Origin of the sequence: Amycolatopsis sp. lyj-84 (assembly GCF_046549075.1) — a bacterium.
Lineage (GTDB): Bacteria > Actinomycetota > Actinomycetes > Mycobacteriales > Pseudonocardiaceae > Amycolatopsis.
The window spans coordinates 106,832-127,840 of record NZ_JAJPWO010000005.1 but is presented as its reverse complement, the minus strand read 5'-3'; the positions used below and the strand labels follow the sequence as shown (position 1 = coordinate 127,840).

The window sequence follows — 21,009 nt, the reverse complement described above, 5'->3', positions numbered from 1 at the left end:
CCTCCTACGGAGCCCAAGCCGCCGAGACCGCCCAGGTGACGTCCTGGTCGTACGAGACCGGGTTGTCGAACGGGTGGCCACCGCCGCTGGCGGCGACGAAGACCTCCTCGACGTAGTGCCGCATGTTCGTGCCGAGTTCGTTCACCGACGCGAGCCGCACGCCACCGGCCCCGGGCTGGGCGCAGAACGTGGCGTCCTTCCGGAACAGGTCGGTGTTGTCGTTCCCGCCGAGCCGCACCCGGAAGTCCGCGTGCCGGAGGAACTGGCCCGGATAGTTGCGCGCCTCCAGCGAGTAGCACGACGGATCCGCGAGCCCGCGCCGCACGAAGAACGTCGCGTCCGCCTTCAGCAGTGCGGGGCTGGAGCCGTTGACGACGTCCGTCCGCGCGAGGCCGTCACGGTGCCGCAGGAACCGGTCGGTGAAGCCCGGTGTCGTCACCTTGAACGACCGTGCCTGATCCAGCGGCAGGTCGGCGCCACTACGCCAGAGCGGGACCGAGGCCGCCCAGGTCGTGTCCGCCGCGAAACCCGACGGCGTGTCCCACGGGTTCGCCCCGCCGCTGCGCGCGAGATAAACGGTCTCGGCGTAGTGGCGGATGAAGGCGCCGCGCTGGTTGAACGACTCGAGCGCCGTTCCGCCGGCGCCTTCCCTCGCGCAGAAGGTCGCGTCCGCGGCGAACAAGGCCGAACCGTCGTTCGCGTCCTTGCGGATCCGCGACGACGCGTGCCGCAGGAACTGACCGGGGTAGTTCCGCGACTCGAACGACAGGCACGAAGCGTCGGCCAGCCCTTGCCGTACCCAGAACGTCGCGTCCTTCTTGGCGGCATCCGCGCTGCCTTCGCCGAGGACGTCGGTGCGCACGAAGTCGTTCTGGTGCCGCAGGTACCGGTCGGTGTACCCGGCCGTGGTCACCCTCAGCGAAACCGGCTCGCCCCGGCCCACCTCGGTGCCCTTGGCGATGGCGAGCACCTTCTGGTTGATCTCGCGCACCCGCGCCTCGGTCATTTTCAGGACCCGGCGGTCGTAGGTGTAGAAGCCGTTGACCTCGTTCTCGACGTCGTACGGCTCGGTGTACACCGACGCGGAAAGCCCGCGGCCGTGCACGAACCGTCCGACCTGCTTCGTGATCTCCACGTACCGGTTCGTCAGCGACGTCTCGTCGGGATACAGCGCGCCGTACGCGAAACCCTTGCCGGGTTCCCATTCGTGCCCGGCGACGCGTCTGCCGAGGCCGCCGTACTCCCCCAGCACCGCGACCCGTCTCGCGTCGGGTTGCCTCGTGCCGGTGGAGACCTGGTAGGCGTGGTCGTCGATCACGTCCCCGTTGCCCGGGTCCGGATCCGACACGCAGCAGTTGGAACCCGAGTTGTGGTTGATCAGCCGCGTGTTGTCGATCGAGCGGACCAGGTCGACGATGCGCCCTGCGTCGTACTCGCCCCAGCCCTCGTTGAACGGCACCCACTGCACGATCGACGTGATGCTCTTGTGCTGCTCGATCATGCGCCGCAGCTCGGACTCGAAGTTCGTGTGCCCGTTGGGAACCTCGTCGATCGAGTCGAGCGACGGCATGTCCTGCCAGACCATCAGCCCGAGCCTGTCGGCGTGATAGAACCACCGCGCGGGCTCGACCTTGATGTGCTTGCGGACCATGTTGAAGCCCAAGGCCTTCTGGCGTTCGAGGTCGAACCGCAGCGCCTCGTCCGTCGGCGCGGTGTAGATGCCGTCCGGCCAGTAGCCCTGGTCCAAGGTGCCCAGCTGGAAGACGAACTTCCCGTTGAGCAGCGGCCGCATCACGCCGCCGACCATCGCCTTGCCCAGTGACCGCATGCCGAAGTACCCGGTGACGGCGTCACCTCCGGGCAGCCGCACGCGCAGGTCGTAGAGGAACGAATCGTCGGGTGACCACAGGCGCGCGTTCGGGACCGGGACACGGAGGTGGGACCCGACGGCGCCGGTCGCGGTACCGACCACTTGGCCGCCCGAAAGCACTTCGGCGGTCGCCTGCTGCCCGGGTGTGCCCTGGACGACGAGGTCGAGCGCGCCACCGGGGACGTCGGGCGTGGTGTCGAGCCGGGTGATGTGCTCGGCGCGGACCGGTTCCAGCCACACGGTCTGCCAGATCCCCGACGCCGCCGTGTAGAAGATGCCGCTGGGCGTCTTGCGCTGCTTCCCGACCGGATAGCGGCTGCCGTCGACCGGCGACGCGACGCCGACGACGATCTCGTTCTCCCCCGCCTTGAGCGCCGGGGTGATGTCGAACGAGAAGGCGTCGAAACCGCCGGTGTGGCTCCCGATCGACGTCCCGTTGACCCACACCCTGGTCTCCCAGGTGACGGCGCCGAAATTGAGCTTCACCCTCCGACCGTCCCAAGTGGACGGAACGGTGAAGGTGCGACGGTAGAACATGTTGTCTTCGTGCCGTTTGATCCCCGAAAGCATCGACTCGATCGGGTAAGGCACCAGGACGTTCTCGCTCAGCGGCCTGCCGATCGGCGGCGAGTTCAGGTTCGGCGCACCGGCGAAGCCCCAGGTCCCGTTGAGATTGAGCCATTCCGACCGCACCAGTTGCGGGCGCGGGTACTCGGGCAGCGCGTTCGACGGCGAGACCTGGCTCGTCCACGGGGTCGGGAGCGGGACGGGGGCGGCTTGGGCGACGGGGACGAGTGTCGTCGCGGCGGCCAGCAGACCGGCCACGACGCTCAGGGCGCGTGCGGTTCTTCGGTGCATGCGATCTCCCTATCTCCGGGTGGTCGTGCGGGCCAGCGACCGCTGCAGCACAACGACCACCAGCAGGAACGCGCCGCTGACCACCGATTGGTAGTTGCTGTCGAGAGTTCCTATCTGGTTGATGACGTTCTGGATGACCGTTCGGATGCCCACGCCGATGACCGTTCCGAGAATCGTGCCCATCCCGCCGGTCAGCAGGGTGCCCCCGATGACGACGACGGAGATGGCGTCCAGTTCGAGGCCGACCCCGATCACGGTGACGCCGGACTGCAGATAAGCCGCGGTGAGCGCGCCCGCGAGCCCGGAGAGGACACCGCTCATGACGTAGACGGTGACCTTCGTGCGCGCGACCGGCAGTCCCATCAGCTTCGCGGACTGCTCCGAGCCGCCGGTGGCGAACACCGACTGCCCGAACCGGGTCCGGCGCAGCACGAGCCCGCCGATCAGGCACAGGGCCGCCGCGATGAACACCGGATAGCCGAAACCGAAGAGCGTGCCGCGTCCGAGTTCGACGAACACCTCGCCCTCGGGGATCTTGTACGTCGTCGCGCCTTCGGACGTGATCGCGAGCAGCAGGCCACGCGCGAAGAGCAAGGTCGCCAGCGTGACGATGAACGGCGCCATCCCGGTCTTCGCGACGAGAAGCCCGTTGATCAGCCCGATCAGCCCGCACACCGCCAGCGGGAGCAGCAGCGCGACGAGGAATCCCCATTGCGCCCCGTAGGCCGCGAGCACCCCGCCCAGGGCGTAGACCGAACCGACCGACAGGTCGATCCCGCCGGTGATGATCACGAACGTCATCCCGAGCGCGATGATCGCGAGGAACGAACTCTGCAACGCGATGTCGCGCAGGTTGTCCAGGCTGCCGAACCGCGGGAACAGCAGCCACGCCACCGCGACCATCAGCACCAGCGCGATCGCCGCGCCCTGTTTCTGCAGCACGCCGGTCATCAGCTCGCGCCGCGTGGAGTCCTGTCCGGCCAAGGTGGGCGCCGCGGTCATCGGCTGCTCCGTTCGCGTGCGACGTACACCGCGCCGACGATGATCGCGGCCTGGATCATCTGCGCGGTGGAATCCGGCAGGTTGTGCTTGATGAGCGTGGCGCGGACGAGCTGCATGAGCAGCACACCCATCACCGTGCCGAGGATGCGGACGCGTCCGCCGGTCAGCGGGGTGCCGCCGACCACGACCGCGGTGATCGCGGACAGTTCCATCAGCAACCCGGCGTCCGCGGGGTCGCCGGCGCCGAGCCGGGCGGTGGAGAGCACCCCGGCCAGCGCGGCGAGCAGCCCGCAGATCGCGTAGACGCCGATGAGGACGCGGTTGACCGGCAGTCCGGCCAGCACACTCGCCCGGCGGTTGCCGCCGATCGCGACCAGCCGCCTGCCGAACGCCGTCTTCCCGACCAGCGCCGCCATCAGGACGGCCAGCACGGCCGCGATGAGGACGCTCACCGGGATCCCGAGCACCTCGCCGGTACCCAATGCCAGGAACGCCGGATCGTGCAGCTGGACGAGCTGACCGTCGGCGAGCACCAGCGCGAGACCGCGCCCGCCGACCAGTAAGGCCAGTGTCGCCACGATCGGCTGGATCCCGACTTTGGCCACGAGGACGCCGTTGAGCGCCCCCGCCGCCAGTCCCGCCGCGAGCGCGATGGCGACCGCGGGCAGCGTCCCGGCTCCGAGGTAGAGCGGGATGAGCGCGGCCGACAGCGCCATCACCGCCCCCACCGAAAGGTCGACGCCCTCGGTGCCGATCACCAGCGCCATCCCGAGCGCGACCACCAGCACCGGTGCCGCCTGGATGAGCTGGGTGCGGAAGTTGCCCACGGTCAGGAAGTTCGCCGTGAACGCGATGTTGAACAGGACCAGCGCGACGACGGCGACGTACACGCCGTACTCCTGCAGCCAGCGCGCCACCCGGGTCCGGTCCACCGTTTTCGCCGTGTCCGTCATGGTGTTCCCCGGGTCCTCGGTTCTCTGCTGGGTGCTGGTCATTCCGTTTCCCCGCCCGATGCGATCGCGGCCAGCACGTGGTCCTGGGTCAGCTGCTCCCCCGCCAGCTCCCCGACGACCGCGCCGTCCTTGAGCACGACCAGCCTGTCTGCGCCGTCGAGGAGTTCCTCCATCTCCGAGGAGATCAGCAGGACGGCGAGCCCGTCCTTGGCGAGTTCGTCGATCAACGCCTGCACCTCCGCCTTCGCGCCGACGTCGATGCCCCGGGTCGGCTCGTCGAGCAGCAGCACTTTCGGCTCGGTGCACAGCCAGCGCGCCAGCAGCACCTTCTGCTGGTTGCCGCCGGAGAGCTCGGAGACCTTCTGATCAGGGCTGGACACCTTGATACGCAGCCGTTTCACGAACGTGTCGACGATCCGGTCCTGCCGGGCACGGCTGACCAGGCCGAAGCGGGACAGCTTCGGCAACGCGGCGAGCACGATGTTCTCCCGCACCGAAAGATGGGGAATGATCCCCTCGGTCTTGCGGTCTTCGGCGAGCATGCTGACGCCCGCGCGCATCGCGGCCGCCACGTTCCCCGGCGGGACCTGCTTTCCGCCGACGAGGACGGTGCCACCGGACAGCGGCAGGTCACCGACGATCGCCCGCGCGGTCTCGGTCCGGCCGGAGCCGAGCAGCCCGGCCAGCCCGACGATCTCGCCGGGTTTGATCTCCACCGAGACCCCGCTCAGCCGGTTGCCGCTGGTGAGGTTTTCCGCGCGCAGGATCGGTTCCCTGCCCGCCTCGTGGTCGCCCTCGAAGGCCGTCGCACCGTGCGACCGGATGTCGCCGACACTGCGGCCCAGCATCATCGACACCAGTTCCAGCCTCGGCAGGTCGGCGAGCGGTCCGGTGTGGACCCGCTTGCCGTCCCGCAGCACCGTCACGCGTTCGCAGATCCGGTACAGCTCGTCCATCCGGTGACTGACGTACACGATCGCGATCCCGCGCTCGTGCAGTCTGCCGATGACCTCGAACAGCGTCTCGACCTCACGCGGCTCCAAAGAGGACGTCGGCTCGTCCATGATCACCACGTCGGCGTCGACGGAGACCGCGCGGGCGAGCGCGACCATCTGCTGGGCGCCGACGCCGAGTGTCCCGAGTGGACGGCGGACGTCGGCGTCGATGCCGTAGTCCGCCAGCAGGGCCGCCGCGTCGGCGTTCATCCGCGCCCAGTCGACGAGCCCGAACCGTTTCCTCGGCTCGCGGCCGAGGTACACGTTGCTCGCCACGCTCATCAGCGGGATGAGGTTGACCTCCTGGTAGATGGTGGAGATCGCGCCCCGCGCGTGGATCGTTCCGGAATCCGGCCGGTGCACGCCGGTGAGCACCTTGATCAGCGTCGACTTGCCGGCGCCGTTCTCGCCCACCAGCGCGTGCACCTCGCCCGGCCGCAGCGCGAACGACACGTCGTCGAGCGCGCGCACCCCGGCGAACGTCTTCGTCACGCCTTCGACCTCGAGAACCGGTTCCATCGTCAGTACGCGTTCCCGAGCTTCTGCGCGGCGTTCGCCGAGTCGTACTGGTCGTCGGAGATCACCACGGTCGGCGGGATCTCCTTGCCGGCGGCGAAGTCCTGCAGCGTCGAGAAGGCGAGCGGACCGAAGCGCGGGTTGGACTCGATCACCGCGTTGTAGCTGCCGTCGGCGATGAGCTGGACGGCGTTGCGGGTGCCGTCGATCGAGACGATCTTGACGTCCTTGCCCGGAGTCTTGCCAGCGGCCTTGAGCGCGGTGACCGCGCCGATGCCCATCTCGTCGTTTTCGGCGTAGACGGCGGTGATCTCGGGGTTGCTCTGGATCAGCTGCTCCATGACCGTCTGCCCCTTGGAGCGGTCGAATTCACCGGTCTGCTCGGCGACGATCGAGACGCCCGGCGTCGCGGCGATCTCGTCCTTGAAGCCCTTGGTGCGGTCGGTGGTCACGTTGTTGCCCGAGGCACCGAGCAGGATCGCGACCTTGCCGGTGCCGCCGGTGGCCTTCACCATCTCCTGCGCAGCGCGCTTGCCCTGCTCGACGAAGTTCGAGCCGATGAAGGTCAGGTAGTCGGAGCACGGCTGCGAAGTCACCTTGCGGTCGATCGTGATGACCGGGACCTTCTTGGCCTTCGCCGCGTCCAGCGCGGGCTGCAGGCCGTCGGAGTTCAGCGGCGCCACGATGAGCAGTTGCGCTCCCCTGTCCAGCAACGACTTGATGTCGCTGACCTGTTTGTTGAGATCGCTCTGCGCGTTGGTGACCAGCAGTTTGTCCGCCGGGACACCGAGTTTCGTCGCTTCGTCCTTGATGGACTGCGTCTCGGCGATCCGGAACGGGTTCGCCTCCTTCTCCGACTGGGAGAAGCCGATGACCGCGTTCTTCACGTCCACCTGCGGGTAGCCGGTCTTCTCGCGGGCGCATCCCGGCCCGGTCGCGGCCTGGCTCGGCGCCGCGGAAGCGGCCGGTCCCGCCCCCGACGGGGCGGATTGCTGGGTCTCGCGGCTGGTGCAGGCCGTCAGCGCGAGCGCGAGGCCGGTCACCAGGAGCAGGGTGCGGCGGATGGGCAGGGACATCGATCGCTCCTCGGGGAAGTCGAGCACACGGGCCTGCGGTGACCCATGTCACTCGTAAGGACGATGCCAGATTTACATCGTTGGTACAACGTTGTAAATCCGCCGTTCGCGCGGTTAGGCTGTGCCGGATCTGTGCCGGAGCACTGCAGAGGGGAGCGAGGGTGGCCACGCTCAAGGACGTCGCCAAGCTTGCGGGCGTCTCGGTCAAGACCGTCTCGAACGTGGTCAACGGCTACGACTTCGTGAAACCGGAGAACCGCAAGCGCGTCGAGGAGGCCCTGGCGTCGACCGGCTACCGGCCGAACCTGGGCGCCCGCAACCTCCGCCGGGGGCGCACCGGGTTCCTCGGGCTGATGCTGCCCGAACTCAGCATCCCGTACTTCGGCGAACTGGCGGGCCTGGTGCTGCAAGCGGCGCAGGAGCACGAGTGGAACGTGCTCATCGAACAGACCCTCGGCACCCGGGAGCGGGAGCGCAACGCGCTGTCCGCGCTGGGACCGCATCTGATCGACGGCGCGATCATCAGCCCGGAAGCGTTGCACACCAACGACTTCGAGGACCTGGCGCCGGGTGTGCCGCTGGTGATGCTCGGCGAGCACGTCGTCGACGTCCCGATAGACCACGTCGGCATCGACAACGTCCAGGCCGCCCGGATCGCGGTACGCCACCTGGTCTCACTCGGCCGCCGCCGGATCGCCGCGATCGGCGCGCATCCGCAGCGCCACACCGCCGCGCAACGGCTGGAGGGCTACCACTTCGCGCTCGAGGAGGCGGGAATCGCGCCGATACCGGAACTGGTCCTGCCTGCGTTGCGCTACCACCGCGCCAACGGCGCCGAGGCGATGGCGCATCTCCTCGCGCTGCCGGAACCGCCCGACGCGGTCTTCTGCTTCAACGACCTTCTGGCCATCGGCGCCCTTCGCGCCGCGGCCGAGCGCGGGGTGCGGGTGCCGTCGGACATGGCGATCGTCGGCTTCGACAACAACGAGGAGAGCGCGTACAGCCTGCCCTCGCTGACGACGATCGCCCCGGACAAGGCGGCGATCGCGCGGGCCGCGGTCGATCTGCTGCGGCGGCGCATCGCGGGCGGGAGCGACCTCGAACCCGAGGACGTCCAGACACCTTTCTCGCTGGAGATCCGGAACAGCACCATCGCCTGACTCCGCTTCGCTCCGCGTTCCTACCGCAAGTCGTCCTCTGGTTGCGGTCCTTGCACGTGCGAAGTACCGCAACCAGAGGACGACTTGCGCTTATGGTGGGTCCGTGAACCGGGCCCTTGCCGTGCTGACCCTCGTCGCGTACGTGACGTTGCCCCTCGGCTCGGCCAACTACGAGACGCTCGTGCTGCCGACGCTCGTCGTCGGGCTGGTCTACGCGGCGATCGCGATCGCCGGGTTCCCCTGGGTCCAGAAACGCGGGCGTGCCCTCGCGATCGCGTATGTCTGCGTTCAGTTACCGCTCGGCTTCACACTGTTCTCGCTTTCGGGTGCCGCTGTCGGGTCGGTTCTGCTTCTCGTGGTCCTCGTCTGCCACACCGTCTTGCTGCTGCCGTTGCCCGTGGCGTTCGGGGTCGCGGTGCTGATCCCGTTGATCCACCTGCCGATGTCGCCGTTGGACGGACTCCGCGAGGGGCTCGGGACGCTGGCGGTCATGGTGTTCGCCGCGGTGGTGACCGAGTTGATCGTCCGGGAGAAGCGGGCGCGGGAGGAGCTGGCCGAGGCGCACGAACGGCTTCGCGACTACGCCGCCCAAGCCGAGCAGCTCGCGACGACCCAGGAACGCAACCGGGTCGCGCGCGACATCCACGACGGACTCGGCCATCATCTGACGGTCGTGCAGATGATGCTGCAGGCCGCCCGTGCGGTGATCGGCACCGGCGACACGGAACGAGCCGACGGGATGCTCGCCAAGGCACAGGACCAGTCGCGTGAGGCGCTGGCGGAGGTCCGCCGGTCGGTGTCTGCGTTGCGAGAGCCTCGTTCGGAACCGCTCCCGGACGTGTTGCGCGCCTTGGCGGGCGAGGCGTCGGCGGCGGGCGTGCCGACCGGGTTCGAGGTCAAGGGGACGGCGAGGGACACTCGCGCCGAGGTGGAGGAGTCGCTGTTCCGGGCGGCCCAGGAGGGACTGACCAACGTGCGCAAGCACGCGCGGGCCAAGGCCGCGACCGTGGTGCTCGACTACGGCGTCGCCGATCGGGTCCGGCTCGAAGTCCGCGACGACGGCCTCGGGCTGACCGGGGATTCCCCGCCGGACAAGGGTTTCGGGCTTCTCGGGCTCCGCGAGCGGGTCGCCGGGCTCGGCGGCCGGGTGTCGGTCGACTCCGCGGAAGGGCACGGTTTGACGCTCACCGTCGAGGTGCCGGGATGAGCGTCCGCGTGCTGCTCGTCGACGATCAGGCGTTGTTCCGCGAGGCGCTGGCGACCCTGCTGGAGGTTCAGCCCGAGATCGAGGTCGTCGGCGAGGCGGGTGACGGCGAGCAGGCCGTCCGGCTCTGCGCCGAACTGTGTCCCGACGTCGCGCTGATGGATCTGCGGATGCCGGTGCTGGACGGGATCGCGGCCACCGCCCGGTTGCGGGCCGAGCAACCCGGCGTTCGCGTGCTGGCGCTGACCACGTTCGACGACGACGAGGACGTCTTCGCCGCGTTGCGGGCGGGTGCCGTCGGCTATCTGCTCAAGGATGTCTCATCGGCGCGGCTGGTCGAGGCGCTGGTCGCGGCCAAGCGGGGCGAGTCGGTCCTTCAGCCGTCGGTGGCGGCGAAACTCGTCGCCAAAGTGGCCCAGCTGCCCGCCGGCCCGCCCCGGGAGAGCCCGCTTTCGGAGCGCGAACTGGAAGTGGTCCGGCTTCTGGCGGACGGCCGCAGCAACCGGGAGATCGCCAGGACGCTGTTCCTCGCCGAAGGCACGGTGAAGAACCTGGTGACGAGCGTGCTCGCCAAGCTCCAGGTGCGGGACCGGACCCAGGCGGCGCTGCGCGCGAGGGAACTCGGCCTGTTCTGACCGGGGTCACATGACCTCGTACATGACTTCCGGCACCTGCCGATATGCCCCGCCGCGCCCGAACATTGCTCCCGTCGCACCGACCGAGGGAGCCGAAATGAAGCACACGACAGAACCGCAGACCCGTAACCGGGCCGTCCTGCACTTCACCCGCCACGCCGTGGAGATGCTGCTCGCGATGGTGGCCGGGATGATCGTCCTCGAACCGGTCTGGTCGTTCCTGTGGCCGGACCTGGCGAAGAACGTGACCGCGAGCGCGCTGGTGATGGCGACGAACATGTCGTTGGGCATGGCGTTGTGGATGCGGATCCGGCGCCACGGCTGGGCTTCGATCGCGGAGATGTCGGCCGCGATGTACCTGCCCTACGTCCTCTTCCTGCCCTTCTTCTGGACCGGCCTGGTCTCCGGAGGGACCTTGATGACGGCCGGGCACGTGCTGATGGTGCCCGCGATGCTCGCCGCCATGCTCCGCCGTCGCGCCGAGTACGGAGCCTGACGATGCGCACCTTCCTCCGCGTCACACTGACGGTGCTCGCGTTCACCGTCGCCGCGCTGGCCCTGCCGCTCACGCTCGGCGGTGTCACGCTCGGCGCCAGCTTCGAAAACCGCTACACACCAAGAACCGATGGTGCCACGCCACAACCGGTCCGCCGCGCGCACGATCCCGCCAAGCCGACAGCGGTGGTCGTCGTGGGGAACGAAGGCGCCGTCGTCTCGGACACCCTCGCGCCGTACGAAGTCCTGGCGACGACCGGCGCGTTCAACGTCTACACCGTCGCGCCGCTGGCCCGGCCGGTCACCTTGACCGGCGGGCTCGACCTGATCCCCGACCTGAGTTTCGCCGAGCTCGACAGCCTGTTGTCGTCCGCCGCCCCGGATGTCGTGGTGGTGCCCGCGTTGCCGGACCTCGGCGAGCCGACCACGCGGCCGGTGACCGACTGGCTCCGGCAGCAGTCGGCGAAGGGCGCCCTGCTCATGAGTGTCTGCAACGGCTCGGGCCTGCTCGCCTCGGCCGGGCTCCTCGACGGACGTCACGCCACCGCGCACTGGTTCCGCATCGGTGGCTTCGAGGAAGAATTTCCCGCCGTGGACTGGATTCGCGGCACACGCTACGTCGACGACGGGAACATCGTGACCACGGCCGGGATCCTGTCTGGGATCGACGGGGCATTGCGGATCACCGAGCGGATCGCCGGCCCCGAAACCGCGCGGAAGGCGGCCGAAGCCGTCGGCTGGGCCCACTACTCCCCCGGCTCGAGCACACCGATGACACAGAACACCTTCGAGGCCGCGGACACCGTCGTCGCAGTCAACACCGCCTTCCGGTGGGACAAACCGCACCTGGGGGTCCTGCTGACCACCGGGATCCGCGAACTGGAACTCGCCGCCGTGTTCGACACCTACGGCGAGTCGCTGGCGGTCGAGACGACGGCCGTCGGCGTGGACGGCGCGCCGATCCTGTCCCGGCACGGGCTGACCTTCGCCCCGCGCACCGCGGCGGCGGACGACCTCGACCGGCTGATCGTGCCCGGCGCCGGCGCCGCCGCGAGTCACGCCGCCGACCGGTATCCCGGGCTCTCCCCCGTGTACCTGCACGCCGAACCGGGTTTCCCGTTCGACGCGGTGCTCGAAGACCTGGCACGCATCACGGACACCGCGACCACGCGATGGACGACCAGGACACTCGAGTACCCGTCTTCGCACCTCGCGCTCGACGGCGTGGCCTGGCCGTGGACGGTCACGCTCCGGCCGTTCGGGCTCGCCGTCCTCGGGCTTCTCGTGGCCTTCGGAATCCGTGCCCTCTATCGCCGCCGCGCGTGATGGACGCGCTCACGGTCCGGTCCTGGTGACCTCCTCGACTCCGCGGCGTGGCGTGGTGGTGCCGGGAAAGCCATAGCCCAGCCGGAAAATGACCTGCGGATGCTCGTTCTCCCCGAGCAGCGACCGCAGGACGGTGCGAGCGGCCGGGATTTCCATCGGCTGCGAGTAGAACGACGCGCTGAGACCGAGCGACGTCGCGGTGAGCAGTGCTCGCTGCATCGCCCGCCCGGCCCGGACCTGGGCGAGCGGCCCGTCGATCGGCGTCGTCAGCACCGCGACGACGGGGTCGCGTTCGAATTCCCGGGTCTGGTCGCTCTCCCCGTGATGCCGCACCGGCAGCAGCCCGCCCGAGGGGCGTGGCCCGCCCGCGTAGGCCGGGACGCCGTCGTGGCTGCCGTTCCCCTTGGTCCACGCACGGAGTTCGGTTTGGAAACCTTCGTCGAGTGTCTGCAGGTGATCGGCTCGCCGGATCAGCCCCGCGACGGCCTCCAGCAGACCGATCTCGTCGAGCAGGATCAGCTTCGCGCCCTCTTCGCGGGCCGCCTGACACACCGCGTGGCGGGCTCCGGCCGGGACCGGGGTCGAGGCGAACGGCCGCCGGTTGCTGTACCGCGCGCGGATCGACGCCGCCAGCCGCTGCTCGGCCGCCGTCGCCCGGTGCCGAGCGCCGACCTCGACCCTGGCCAGCAGTTCCGGCCGGTTCTTCGACGGGAGCAACTCCACGTCGCAGGACCGGCCGGCGACGGCGAGCGCGAGTTCGAGGTTCATCAGCGCCGCACCGCAGGACAACCGCGCCTCCCGCCGGTCCGGGTCGCACACCTTGAGAACCCGCTCCTCGTCGAGGACGACGCCGATGACGTCCTGCCCGACCTCGAAGAGCCAGGGCTGCGTGTTGTGGGGAGACGGCGCCCGGACGGCGGCCTCCAGCGCGGCGGTGACGACCGGTGCTTCAGTGAGGATCATCGCGGCTCCTAGCCGGAGAGGGTCCCTCAGCCTGTCGCGCCGGAGGCGCCGCCGGGAGTGGCCGTGGTCCTTTCCGGACCGGGACTTTCGGCCCTCCCGGCCGCCGCGATCAGGCGTCCACCCGAGGTCCGGGGCCGGTCTCCCGGACGACGCGGTAGCGCGGGTTCGCGCTCACCCGCGACTCCACCTCGCCGGGCAGCCCGTCGAGGGCCGCCTGGATGGCCTCGATACGGCCCGCGGTGTCCGACGTCTCTTCGAAATGCTGGTAGTCCGCCTCGCTCGCCCAGCTGACGAGGTTGAACACCCGCGTCCCGTCGATGCTCGCGTGGAACCGCGCCGAGACGTACCCCGGGTAGAACCGGACCCAGCGGTCCTGGATGTCGGCAAAGGCGTCCACCAGTGCCGCCTGGGTCTCGGGTCCGTCGACCGCGTACTCGATGATCGAGTAGAAACCCTTGTCCTCGCTCATGTTCACTCCTTGATCCGTTGGTGAACCCAGGATTCACCCTCCACCAAGGTGGAGATCAAGAGTGACCTGCCTCATGGGCGACGATCGCCAGCTGGATGCGGTTGGTCAGGTCGAGCCGGGTCAGCGCGCTGGAGATCGTCGCCTTGATGCTGGACCGCGAAAGATGCAGCCGCTCGGCGATTTCCGCGTTGTTCAGCCCCTCGGCGACGGCGTGCGCGACTTCGCGTTCCCGTTCGGTCAGCAGCTCCATCCGGGTTCGCGCGGAACCGCGGTCCGGGCCCTGTCTCGCCGCCATGGCGATCACGGTCCGGGTGACCTCCGGCGACAGCACCGGCTCCCCCGCCGCCGCGCGCCGGACCGCGTCGACGATCCGTTCCGGCGGGGTGTGCTTGAGCAGGAACCCCGCCGCACCGGCCCGTAGCGCGGCGAGCACCGTCTCGTCGGCGTCGAACGTCGTCAGCATGACCACGGCGGGCGCGGGTTCCCCCGTGCGCTTGCCGAGGGCGGCGGTGGCGGCGATGCCGTCGAGCACCGGCATCCGGACGTCCATCAGCACGACGTCCGGCCGCAGCCGGGAGACGGCGTCCGTCACGTCGGCGCCGTCGGCCGCCTCGCCGACGACCTCGACGTCGGTCGCCCCGCCCAGCATCAGCCGGAGTCCGCCGCGCACGAGAGGGTCGTCGTCGACCACGAGCACCTTGATCACGACGCGCACGGTATCCGAGCCCGCATGCGGAACTCCCCGTCGGCGATCTCCCTGATCAGGTCTCCGCCGTGGAGCGCGACCCGCTCGGCGAGACCGGTCAGTCCCGCTCCGGCACCGGGGATCTCGCTCGTGGTGACGCCGATCGGCGCGGCGTTGGCCACCTGGACCAGCACTTCGCCCGCCACGGCGTCGCTCACCCGTACGTCGACCACCGCGCCGGGAGCGTGTTTGCGCGCGTTCGTCAGTCCTTCTTGGACGATCCGGTAGATCGTGCGCTGCACCTGCGGCCGCAGGTCTCCGAGTCCTTCGGCGAAATCGGCCCGGACCTGTTGGCCGCTGAGCCGGGCTTCGTCGACGAGCGCGGGCAGCCTGGCCACCGTCGGCTGCGGCGCCTCACGGCCGTCTTCGCCGTCGGGCTGCTGACGCAGCAGGTCGAGCACCTCGCGCAGCTCTTCCAGCGCTTGGTTGGCGTTGGACCGCACGACCGCCACGACGTCGCGGACCTCGGCCGCCGACGGTTCCGGCGCGGCGCCGCGTTCCGCCTGGGCCGTGCGGTACTCCAGCGCGCCGGCGTGCACCGCGAGCAGCGAGATCCGGTGGGCGAGGACGTCGTGCATCTCGCGCGCGATGCGCTGGCGCTCGGCCCGGCGGCTCTCCTCCAGTTCGCGTGTGTGCCCCCGCCGCTCGGCGTCCGCGCGCATCCGCAGGGCGAGGACGACCTGACGGCGGGCGCGCACCCCGATCCCGGCCGTCACCACGAGCGCCGCTCCGAGCACCAGGCTGATGAGCCACGGCAGCGGCTGGGTGGCCGCACCCGGAAAGAACGAATGGATGTAGGGGACGCTGATCAGCACCGCCACCGAGGTGATCGGGACCGCCGGCTTCCAGCCCCGGTGCAGCGCGAGGGAGAACAGCAGCAGGATCATCGCCGCCGCCGCGGTGTTCGCCAGCGCCCCGGCCGTCGCCGCGAGGAGGCCGCTCGTGACCGGGAACCGCCGGCGCCACCAGATCGCCAGGCAGATCACCGCGCCCGCGACCGCGTCGCCCACCTGCGCCCAAAGCGGCAGTCCGAGCACGTTCGGGAGCACGAAGTACTCGAACTCGAGGAACCAGACCAGCGCCGCGATCGCGAACATCGTGATGTCCACGGCCCAGTCACGGGGCGTGCGCCTGCCGGACGACTCCCCCGGCTCGTCGGCGCGGGCGAGCTCGCCGGGCAGCATCCAGCGGTCCACCGTCACGGCCATCCTCGCAGTGTAGATAAGGACGGACCGGACAAGTGGCCACGATCTTCGCGGCCACCTGGCCATCGGGTCTGCCCCGCGGACCGAGGTGCCGCACCCCCGGCTCCGGCCATCGTGAGCCCATGCAGACCGAAACGGTGCCCGCCCTGCGGCTGGACGGGCTGACGAAGACGTTCTCCGGGAAGACCGCCGCCGACCGGGTGGAGCTCACCGTGCCGACCGGCTCGCTGACCGGGCTGGTCGGCCCGAACGGCGCGGGAAAGACCACCTCGCTCGCGATGACGGTCGGGCTGTTGCGGCCGGATTCCGGGACCGCCGTCGTCCACGGCATCGACGTCTGGAAGGAACCGGCGAGGGCCAAGGCGATCCTCGGGGTCCTGCCGGACGGCCTCGCCCTGCCGGAACGCCTGACCGGCGCCGAACTGCTGACCTACTGGGGGCTGCTCCGGGGCATGGACGCCGCCGTCGTCCGCTCGCGGTCGGCCGAACTGCTGCGGATCCTCGAACTCGACGAAGCCGAGGAACGCGGCGTGCTCGTCATCGAGTACTCGACCGGGATGCGGAAGAAGATCGGCCTCGCGACGGCGTTGCTGCACGCGCCCAAGGTGCTCGTGCTCGACGAACCGTTCGAGGCCGTCGACCCGGTCTCGGCGCGGGTGCTGCGGGCGATGCTGCTGCGCTTCGTCGCCGCCGGCGGCTCCGTCGTCATCTCGTCGCACGTGATGTCGCTGGTCGAGGACCTCTGCGACCGGGTGGCCGTCATCGCGGACGGCCGGGTGGTGGCGAGCGGCACGCTCGCCGGAGTGCGCGGCGATTCGACACTCGAAGACGTCTTCGTCCGGCTCGTCGGCGAGCGCGGTGTCGGGGAGGAGGACCTGCTGTGGTTGGCGACCTGATCCGGCTGAAGCTCGCGATCCAGCGGCACACGCACAGCTGGAAACGAGTGCTCGGCCTCGTCGCGGGCGTCCTGGCGGCCGCGGCCACCTGGGCGGTCGTGTTCGTTTCGGAGCCCGCCGCCCGCACCGACGTGCTGCTGCTGGTCCTCGCGTTCTGGACGGCGGGCTGGATGATCGGCCCCGTCCTCACCTCCGGCGCCGCGATGCTGCGCCCGGAGTACTTCACGCTGCTGCCGCTCTCGCGCCGGGGGCTCGGAGCCGGGCTCCTGGCGTCCGCGTTCGCCGGGGTCGGCGGCGCGGTGACGGCGATCGCGGCGCTGGCGCTGATCCCGTACGCGCTCGCCGAAGCGACCTCCGCCACGGCGATCGCCGCTGCCGTCACCGGCTTCGTCGGCGCGGTGCTCCTGGTCGGGTTCGTGGTGGCGCTCTCGCGGACGGTGTACGCGTTGCTGGGCGCGGCGATGCGCACCCACCTCGGCGTGGAACTCGCGGCCGTCCAGTACGGCCTGCTGCTGTCGTCGATGACGGCGGGCTGGGTCGTCGTCCGCCCCGTGCTGGAGTCGATCCCGACCTTCCTGCGCGAGGGCTTCGGGACCATCCCCGCCAGGGCGGTACTGGAGTGGACGCCGTTCGGGCTGCCGCTGCGCGCCGCCGGGGAGATGGCGGCCGGACGGCCGTCGCCCGCGCTGGGTTCGCTCGCCCTGCTCGCCGTTGCCACGGTGGTGGTGAAGCTGGCCGCGATCGCGCTCCTGACCCCGCACGTCGGCGATCGCACCGTCCGGCGTCGCCGCCGCCCGCTGGGCAGCCGCGCCGGGTGGCTGCCCGCGAGCCCGCTCGGCGCCGTCGTCGGCAAGGAGATCCGCACCTGGTGGCGGGATCCGTGGCGGAGCCTGGAGGTGCGCTCGGCGATCTGGTTCGGCGTGTTCATCGCGGTCTACGGCGCGATCGCGGGTGTCCCCGAGATCGCCGGGCTGGCCGGTGTCGCCGTCGCGCTCACCGTGGCGCTCAGCGGCGCGAACCTCTACGGCCAGGACGGCACCGCGCTGTGGCAGCTCGTGGTGGCCGAGAGCCCGGAGTCGGTGCGCGCCGACATCCGCGGCCGCCAGATCGGCATCACCGTCCTTTTCGGACTGCCCGCGCTCGTCCTGTCGGCGCTGATGATGGCCGTGACCGGGATCTTCGACTACACCGTGCCGATCCTCGCGGTGCTGATCGCGCTGCTCGGCGTCGGCTGCGGCACCGCGCTGGTGATGTCGGTGCTCGGCGCGACACCCGGTGTCGACCCGCACCGGCGCGTCAACGCCACCGACGCCGGGGAGAACACCGCCGGGATCTTCGCGGCGTTCCAGATCCAGCTGTGGGCGACCGCTCCGACGACCGCGATGGCCGCGGTGCTGACCTTCGCCGGGGACTCGCTCCCGGCCTGGTTCGGCGCGGCGACGCTCGCGGTGGCCCTCGTCAACGCGGTGACGGGCGCCTGGCTCGGTGGCGCCCTCGCGACCCGCAGGTTGGCGGCACGTCTGCCCGAGACGTTCGCCAAACTCCGGTGAGCCGCCCGGCCGCGGGGGGTGCGGCCGGGCGGCTCAGGGGGAACACTGAGCCGGGTGGAGGCGCACGTTCGGCGCGCCGTCCGGGTCGAAGGGATCGTGCAAGGCGTCGGGTTCCGGCCCTTCGTGCACGGCCTCGCCACCCGGCTCGGTCTGGCCGGTCTCGTCGGCAATGACGGGAACGGCGTCTTCATCGAGGTCGAAGGGCCGATCGCCGAAGTCGGCGCGTTTCTGTCCGCCCTCAGCCGGGATGCGCCCGCGCTGGCCGAGGTCGAGCGGGTGACCACCACCGAGGCCGAGCCGGACGGCCGTCCGGGATTCGCCATCGTGGCCAGCGAGTCCGGCGGGACGAAACGCACGCCGGTCTCCGCGGACAGCGCCACCTGCGCGGACTGCCTGCGCGAACTGGCCGACCCGGCGGACCGCCGGTACCGCTACCCGTTCGTCAACTGCACCGCTTGCGGGCCGCGGTTCACCATCGTGCGGGACGTGCCCTACGACCGTCCGCTGACCACCATGGCGGGTTTCGCGCTGTGCGCGGCGTGCGCGGCCGAGTACCACGACCCGGCCGACCGGCGGTTCCACGCCCAGCCGGTCTGCTGCCCGGACTGCGGTCCCCGGCTCCGGCTGTTGGACGCGGCCAGAGCGGAACTCACGGGCGATCCCGTCGCCGGGACAGCGGCGTTGCTGACGGCAGGACGGGTCGTGGGGATCAAAGGACTCGGCGGATACCACCTGGCCGTACTGGCGAGCGACGAGGCCGCGGCCTCGACCCTGCGGAAACGCAAGCACCGCGAGGACAAACCGTTCGCCGTCATGGTGTCCGATGTGGACGAAGCCGCGCGCCTGTGCGAAGTGGACGAAACCGGAAGGTCCGCGCTGGAGAGCCGAAGACGGCCGATCGTGCTGCTGCCCCGGCTCGACGGCGCTCCGGTGGCGGGGTCGGTCGCGCCGGGGACCCGGTCCCTGGGCCTGATGCTCCCGTACACGCCCCTGCACCACCTGCTCCTCGCCGCCGTCGGCGCGCCGATCGTGCTGACCAGCGGGAACATCTCCGATGAGCCCATCGCCTTCACCGACGAAGACGCTTTCGATCGGCTCCGCGGGATCGCCGACGCCTACCTGACCCACGACCGGCCGATCCACATCCGCACCGACGACTCGGTCGTCCGGCCGTGGCGAGGGCGCGAAACCGTCCTCCGCCGTTCGCGCGGGTTCGTCCCGGTACCGATCAGGCTTCCCCGGCGGGCACGGCGGCCGGTACTCGCCTGCGGGGCGGGTCTGAAGAACACGTTCTGCCTCGCCCAGGACGGCCGTGCGTTCGTTTCGCACCACATCGGCGATCTGGAGAACTTCGAGACCCTCCGCTCGTTCACCGACGGGATCGTCCACTTCGGACGGCTCTTCGACATCGACCCGGAGGTGGTCGCGCACGATCTGCATCCCGAGTACCTCTCCACCAAGTACGCGCTCGATCTCGCCGAGGAGACCGGCGTGGACCTGACCGGCGTGCAGCACCACCACGCGCACATCGCGTCCTGCCTCGCCGACAACGGCGAGACCGGGCCGGTACTCGGGGTCGCCTTCGACGGCACGGGGTTCGGCACCGACGGCACGATCTGGGGAGGGGAATTCCTGCTCGCCGACCTTGTCGGGTTCGAGCGGCTCGCGCACCTCGCGCCGGTTCCGCTCCCGGGTGGCGCGGCGGCGATCAGGCAACCGTGGCGGATGGCCGCGGTCTATCTGGAGGAGGCTTTCGCCGGTGCTCCGCCGCTGTCGGCCGTCCGCACGCGCAACGAGTCCGCGTGGTCCGGCGTGCTCGGGTTGGCCCGGAGCGGGGTCGCGGCTCCCCTCACCTCCAGCGCGGGCAGGCTGTTCGACGCGGTGGCGGCCCTGCTCGGTGTCCGCGACACCGTCCGCTACGAAGGGCAGGCCGCGATCGAACTGGAGCAGCTGGCCGACCCCGTCGAACGGGGCGCGTACCCGGTGGGCCTGTCCGGAACCGGACCGCTGGTGGTCGCCGGGACCGACCTGGTGCGAGCCGTCGCGGAAGACCTCGCGCGCGGCCGCTCCCCCGCCGTCGTGGCCGCGAGGTTCCACAACGGCGTCGCCGAGGGCATCGCGCGCTGCTGTGCCGTGCTGCGCGAACGGACCGGCGTCGGCACGGTCGCGCTCTCCGGCGGGGTGTTCCAGAACCTGCTGCTGCTCGACCGGTCCGTGGATCTGCTGACCGACGACGGTTTCCGGGTCCTCACCCATACGAAGGTGCCGGCGAACGACGGCGGGATCAGCCTCGGTCAAGCGGCCGTCGCCGCGGCCCGCGACCTACATCCTCCTGATCGCGAGATAGCGCCGGATATCGGGGATTGACAGGACGAAGAGCACCACGATCCCGCCTGCGAGCAGGACCAGGATGGCCAGGAAGATGTAACCGAGAATCGTCATTTCGCAGACCCTTCCGTCTGTTCGGCCACCTCGAGCAGGGCGGCCACGGTGCCGCTCCAGGTCGGCAGCGCGTGCCGCGATTTGTACCGCTGCAAGGCGTTCAGCGTCTCCCGGTCCAGCCGCAGCCAAGCGCTGCCCGGGAAGTGCAGGTCGACGGTCTCCCTCCACACCTTCACCGGGAGTCCGTAGGAGGTCTCCTTGCTCCACGGGACCTGCTGGACCGACATCCGGCCTTCGCGCATGCTGAAAACGGTGCCGCTGAACAACAGCAGCAGCGGGATCACGCCGTCGGAGACCGAGTTGAAGTACTTCGTCGAGGCGATCTCCAGGTCGTAGGTGACCGGTACCGGCAGTTCGAGCGTGGTGGCTCCGGTGAACCCGGGGACCATCGCGGTCACCGTCGTGAACTGCATCGGCTTCACCGTGTCGGCCCACCTCGCGGTGTCGCCGAACAGGTCCCGCAACAGCTCGGCTTCCTGCGGCGAGTAGCGCCGCCGGTGCGGTTCGACGCGGATCTGGCACCGCAGCGCGATCGCCTCGATCCGTTCGCCGGTCACCTCGCTGATCCGCAGCCGCAGGTTCAGGCTCGGCACCACGCCGTACCGTTCGGGTGCGGCGTCGAGGCAGTCGAAGACCAGGTCCGCCACGG

Annotated in this window: 19 protein-coding genes; 8 read left to right on the top strand and 11 right to left on the bottom strand. The window is 70.2% G+C overall.

Features of this window, described 5'->3' with window-relative positions; genetic code table 11:
• Positions 1–4 precede the first annotated feature (4 nt).
• Genes ACLJRM_RS17515 through ACLJRM_RS17495 form a run of 5 tightly spaced genes read right to left on the bottom strand, consistent with a single transcriptional unit; the run spans position 5 to position 7,270 of the window.
• Positions 5–2,728 (bottom strand): AbfB domain-containing protein, encoded by a 2,724-nt coding sequence (locus ACLJRM_RS17515; protein WP_410663611.1) that lies wholly within the window; start codon positions 2,726–2,728, stop codon positions 5–7.
• Between the two features lie 9 nt (positions 2,729–2,737).
• Entirely contained in the window at positions 2,738–3,730 is a 993-nt protein-coding gene (locus tag ACLJRM_RS17510) for an ABC transporter permease (RefSeq protein ID WP_101608086.1), read from the bottom strand.
• Entirely contained in the window at positions 3,727–4,683 is a 957-nt protein-coding gene (locus ACLJRM_RS17505; protein ID WP_410601329.1) for an ABC transporter permease, read from the bottom strand. Before ACLJRM_RS17505 ends, ACLJRM_RS17510 begins: the two co-directional genes overlap by 4 nt.
• A gap of 38 nt (positions 4,684–4,721) precedes the next feature.
• Positions 4,722–6,197, bottom strand: a complete 1,476-nt coding sequence (locus ACLJRM_RS17500) for a sugar ABC transporter ATP-binding protein (protein WP_101608087.1) — start codon at positions 6,195–6,197, stop codon at positions 4,722–4,724.
• Between the two features lie 2 nt (positions 6,198–6,199).
• Complete coding sequence (locus ACLJRM_RS17495; RefSeq protein ID WP_101613213.1) at positions 6,200–7,270, bottom strand: ABC transporter substrate-binding protein; 1,071 nt, start codon at positions 7,268–7,270, stop codon at positions 6,200–6,202.
• 161 nt (positions 7,271–7,431) lie between these two features.
• Between ACLJRM_RS17495 and ACLJRM_RS17490 the strand changes: the two genes are divergently transcribed.
• The 5 genes from ACLJRM_RS17490 to ACLJRM_RS17470 all read left to right on the top strand — a co-directional run bounded on the left by ACLJRM_RS17490 (position 7,432) and on the right by ACLJRM_RS17470 (position 12,090).
• Positions 7,432–8,430 (top strand): LacI family DNA-binding transcriptional regulator, encoded by a 999-nt coding sequence (locus ACLJRM_RS17490; protein ID WP_410663610.1) that lies wholly within the window; start codon positions 7,432–7,434, stop codon positions 8,428–8,430.
• Positions 8,431–8,533: 103 nt separating this feature from the next.
• The gene (locus tag ACLJRM_RS17485; RefSeq protein ID WP_410663609.1) at positions 8,534–9,637 is read left to right on the top strand and encodes a sensor histidine kinase; all 1,104 of its coding nucleotides are present in this window, start codon (positions 8,534–8,536) and stop codon (positions 9,635–9,637) included.
• Positions 9,634–10,269 (top strand): response regulator, encoded by a 636-nt coding sequence (locus ACLJRM_RS17480; RefSeq protein ID WP_410663608.1) that lies wholly within the window; start codon positions 9,634–9,636, stop codon positions 10,267–10,269. The genes ACLJRM_RS17485 and ACLJRM_RS17480 overlap by 4 nt, the downstream gene beginning before the upstream one ends.
• Before the next feature lie 97 nt (positions 10,270–10,366).
• Positions 10,367–10,765, top strand: a complete 399-nt coding sequence (locus tag ACLJRM_RS17475) for a hypothetical protein (RefSeq protein ID WP_101608091.1) — start codon at positions 10,367–10,369, stop codon at positions 10,763–10,765.
• A 2-nt stretch (positions 10,766–10,767) separates the two neighbouring features.
• A complete protein-coding gene (locus tag ACLJRM_RS17470; protein ID WP_410663607.1) occupies positions 10,768–12,090 on the top strand; it encodes a DJ-1/PfpI family protein in 1,323 nt (440 codons plus the stop codon).
• Positions 12,091–12,099: 9 nt separating this feature from the next.
• Here the strand turns inward: ACLJRM_RS17470 and ACLJRM_RS17465 are convergent, their stop codons facing one another.
• The 4 genes from ACLJRM_RS17465 to ACLJRM_RS17450 all read right to left on the bottom strand — a co-directional run bounded on the left by ACLJRM_RS17465 (position 12,100) and on the right by ACLJRM_RS17450 (position 15,475).
• Entirely contained in the window at positions 12,100–13,053 is a 954-nt protein-coding gene (locus tag ACLJRM_RS17465) for an Acg family FMN-binding oxidoreductase (RefSeq protein WP_410663606.1), read from the bottom strand.
• A 109-nt stretch (positions 13,054–13,162) separates the two neighbouring features.
• Complete coding sequence (locus tag ACLJRM_RS17460; protein ID WP_410663605.1) at positions 13,163–13,522, bottom strand: antibiotic biosynthesis monooxygenase; 360 nt, start codon at positions 13,520–13,522, stop codon at positions 13,163–13,165.
• 55 nt (positions 13,523–13,577) lie between these two features.
• Complete coding sequence (locus ACLJRM_RS17455; RefSeq protein ID WP_410601056.1) at positions 13,578–14,228, bottom strand: response regulator; 651 nt, start codon at positions 14,226–14,228, stop codon at positions 13,578–13,580.
• The gene (locus ACLJRM_RS17450) at positions 14,225–15,475 is read right to left on the bottom strand and encodes a sensor histidine kinase (RefSeq protein ID WP_410663604.1); all 1,251 of its coding nucleotides are present in this window, start codon (positions 15,473–15,475) and stop codon (positions 14,225–14,227) included. Before ACLJRM_RS17450 ends, ACLJRM_RS17455 begins: the two co-directional genes overlap by 4 nt.
• 119 nt (positions 15,476–15,594) lie before the next feature.
• Here ACLJRM_RS17450 and ACLJRM_RS17445 point away from each other — a divergent pair, with 119 nt between their 5' ends.
• The 3 genes from ACLJRM_RS17445 to hypF are packed head-to-tail and all read left to right on the top strand — an operon-like array spanning position 15,595 to position 20,285.
• A complete protein-coding gene (locus ACLJRM_RS17445; protein ID WP_410663603.1) occupies positions 15,595–16,368 on the top strand; it encodes an ABC transporter ATP-binding protein in 774 nt (257 codons plus the stop codon).
• Positions 16,353–17,918, top strand: a complete 1,566-nt coding sequence (locus ACLJRM_RS17440) for a hypothetical protein (RefSeq protein ID WP_410663602.1) — start codon at positions 16,353–16,355, stop codon at positions 17,916–17,918. Before ACLJRM_RS17445 ends, ACLJRM_RS17440 begins: the two co-directional genes overlap by 16 nt.
• 54 nt (positions 17,919–17,972) lie before the next feature.
• Complete coding sequence (gene hypF / locus ACLJRM_RS17435) at positions 17,973–20,285, top strand: carbamoyltransferase HypF (RefSeq protein ID WP_410663601.1); 2,313 nt, start codon at positions 17,973–17,975, stop codon at positions 20,283–20,285.
• On the opposite strand, the gene ACLJRM_RS17430 is transcribed toward hypF, so the two are convergent.
• Both ACLJRM_RS17430 and ACLJRM_RS17425 read right to left on the bottom strand, forming a co-directional pair.
• Positions 20,241–20,360 (bottom strand): DUF6893 family small protein, encoded by a 120-nt coding sequence (locus ACLJRM_RS17430; protein ID WP_410663600.1) that lies wholly within the window; start codon positions 20,358–20,360, stop codon positions 20,241–20,243. The two genes, hypF and ACLJRM_RS17430, sit on opposite strands and share 45 nt — an antisense overlap.
• On the bottom strand, positions 20,357–21,007 hold the full coding sequence (locus ACLJRM_RS17425) for a DUF6084 family protein (RefSeq protein ID WP_410663599.1): 651 nt from the start codon (positions 21,005–21,007) through the stop codon (positions 20,357–20,359). The genes ACLJRM_RS17430 and ACLJRM_RS17425 overlap by 4 nt, the downstream gene beginning before the upstream one ends.
• Positions 21,008–21,009: the final 2 nt, after the last annotated feature.

What these genes read in the sequence shown, in the direction of transcription:
- ACLJRM_RS17505 (WP_410601329.1), bottom strand. Translation starts at nt 4,683, where the DNA reads ATGACGGACACGGCGAAAACGGTGGACCGGACCCGGGTGGCGCGCTGG.
- ACLJRM_RS17515 (WP_410663611.1), bottom strand. Translation starts at nt 2,728, where the DNA reads ATGCACCGAAGAACCGCACGCGCCCTGAGCGTCGTGGCCGGTCTGCTG.
- ACLJRM_RS17470 (WP_410663607.1), top strand. Translation starts at nt 10,768, where the DNA reads ATGCGCACCTTCCTCCGCGTCACACTGACGGTGCTCGCGTTCACCGTC.
- ACLJRM_RS17500 (WP_101608087.1), bottom strand. Translation starts at nt 6,197, where the DNA reads ATGGAACCGGTTCTCGAGGTCGAAGGCGTGACGAAGACGTTCGCCGGG.
- ACLJRM_RS17430 (WP_410663600.1), bottom strand. Translation starts at nt 20,360, where the DNA reads ATGACGATTCTCGGTTACATCTTCCTGGCCATCCTGGTCCTGCTCGCA.
- ACLJRM_RS17450 (WP_410663604.1), bottom strand. Translation starts at nt 15,475, where the DNA reads ATGGCCGTGACGGTGGACCGCTGGATGCTGCCCGGCGAGCTCGCCCGC.
- ACLJRM_RS17445 (WP_410663603.1), top strand. Translation starts at nt 15,595, where the DNA reads ATGCAGACCGAAACGGTGCCCGCCCTGCGGCTGGACGGGCTGACGAAG.
- ACLJRM_RS17465 (WP_410663606.1), bottom strand. Translation starts at nt 13,053, where the DNA reads ATGATCCTCACTGAAGCACCGGTCGTCACCGCCGCGCTGGAGGCCGCC.
- ACLJRM_RS17480 (WP_410663608.1), top strand. Translation starts at nt 9,634, where the DNA reads ATGAGCGTCCGCGTGCTGCTCGTCGACGATCAGGCGTTGTTCCGCGAG.
- ACLJRM_RS17475 (WP_101608091.1), top strand. Translation starts at nt 10,367, where the DNA reads ATGAAGCACACGACAGAACCGCAGACCCGTAACCGGGCCGTCCTGCAC.
- ACLJRM_RS17460 (WP_410663605.1), bottom strand. Translation starts at nt 13,522, where the DNA reads ATGAGCGAGGACAAGGGTTTCTACTCGATCATCGAGTACGCGGTCGAC.
- ACLJRM_RS17510 (WP_101608086.1), bottom strand. Translation starts at nt 3,730, where the DNA reads ATGACCGCGGCGCCCACCTTGGCCGGACAGGACTCCACGCGGCGCGAG.
- ACLJRM_RS17495 (WP_101613213.1), bottom strand. Translation starts at nt 7,270, where the DNA reads ATGTCCCTGCCCATCCGCCGCACCCTGCTCCTGGTGACCGGCCTCGCG.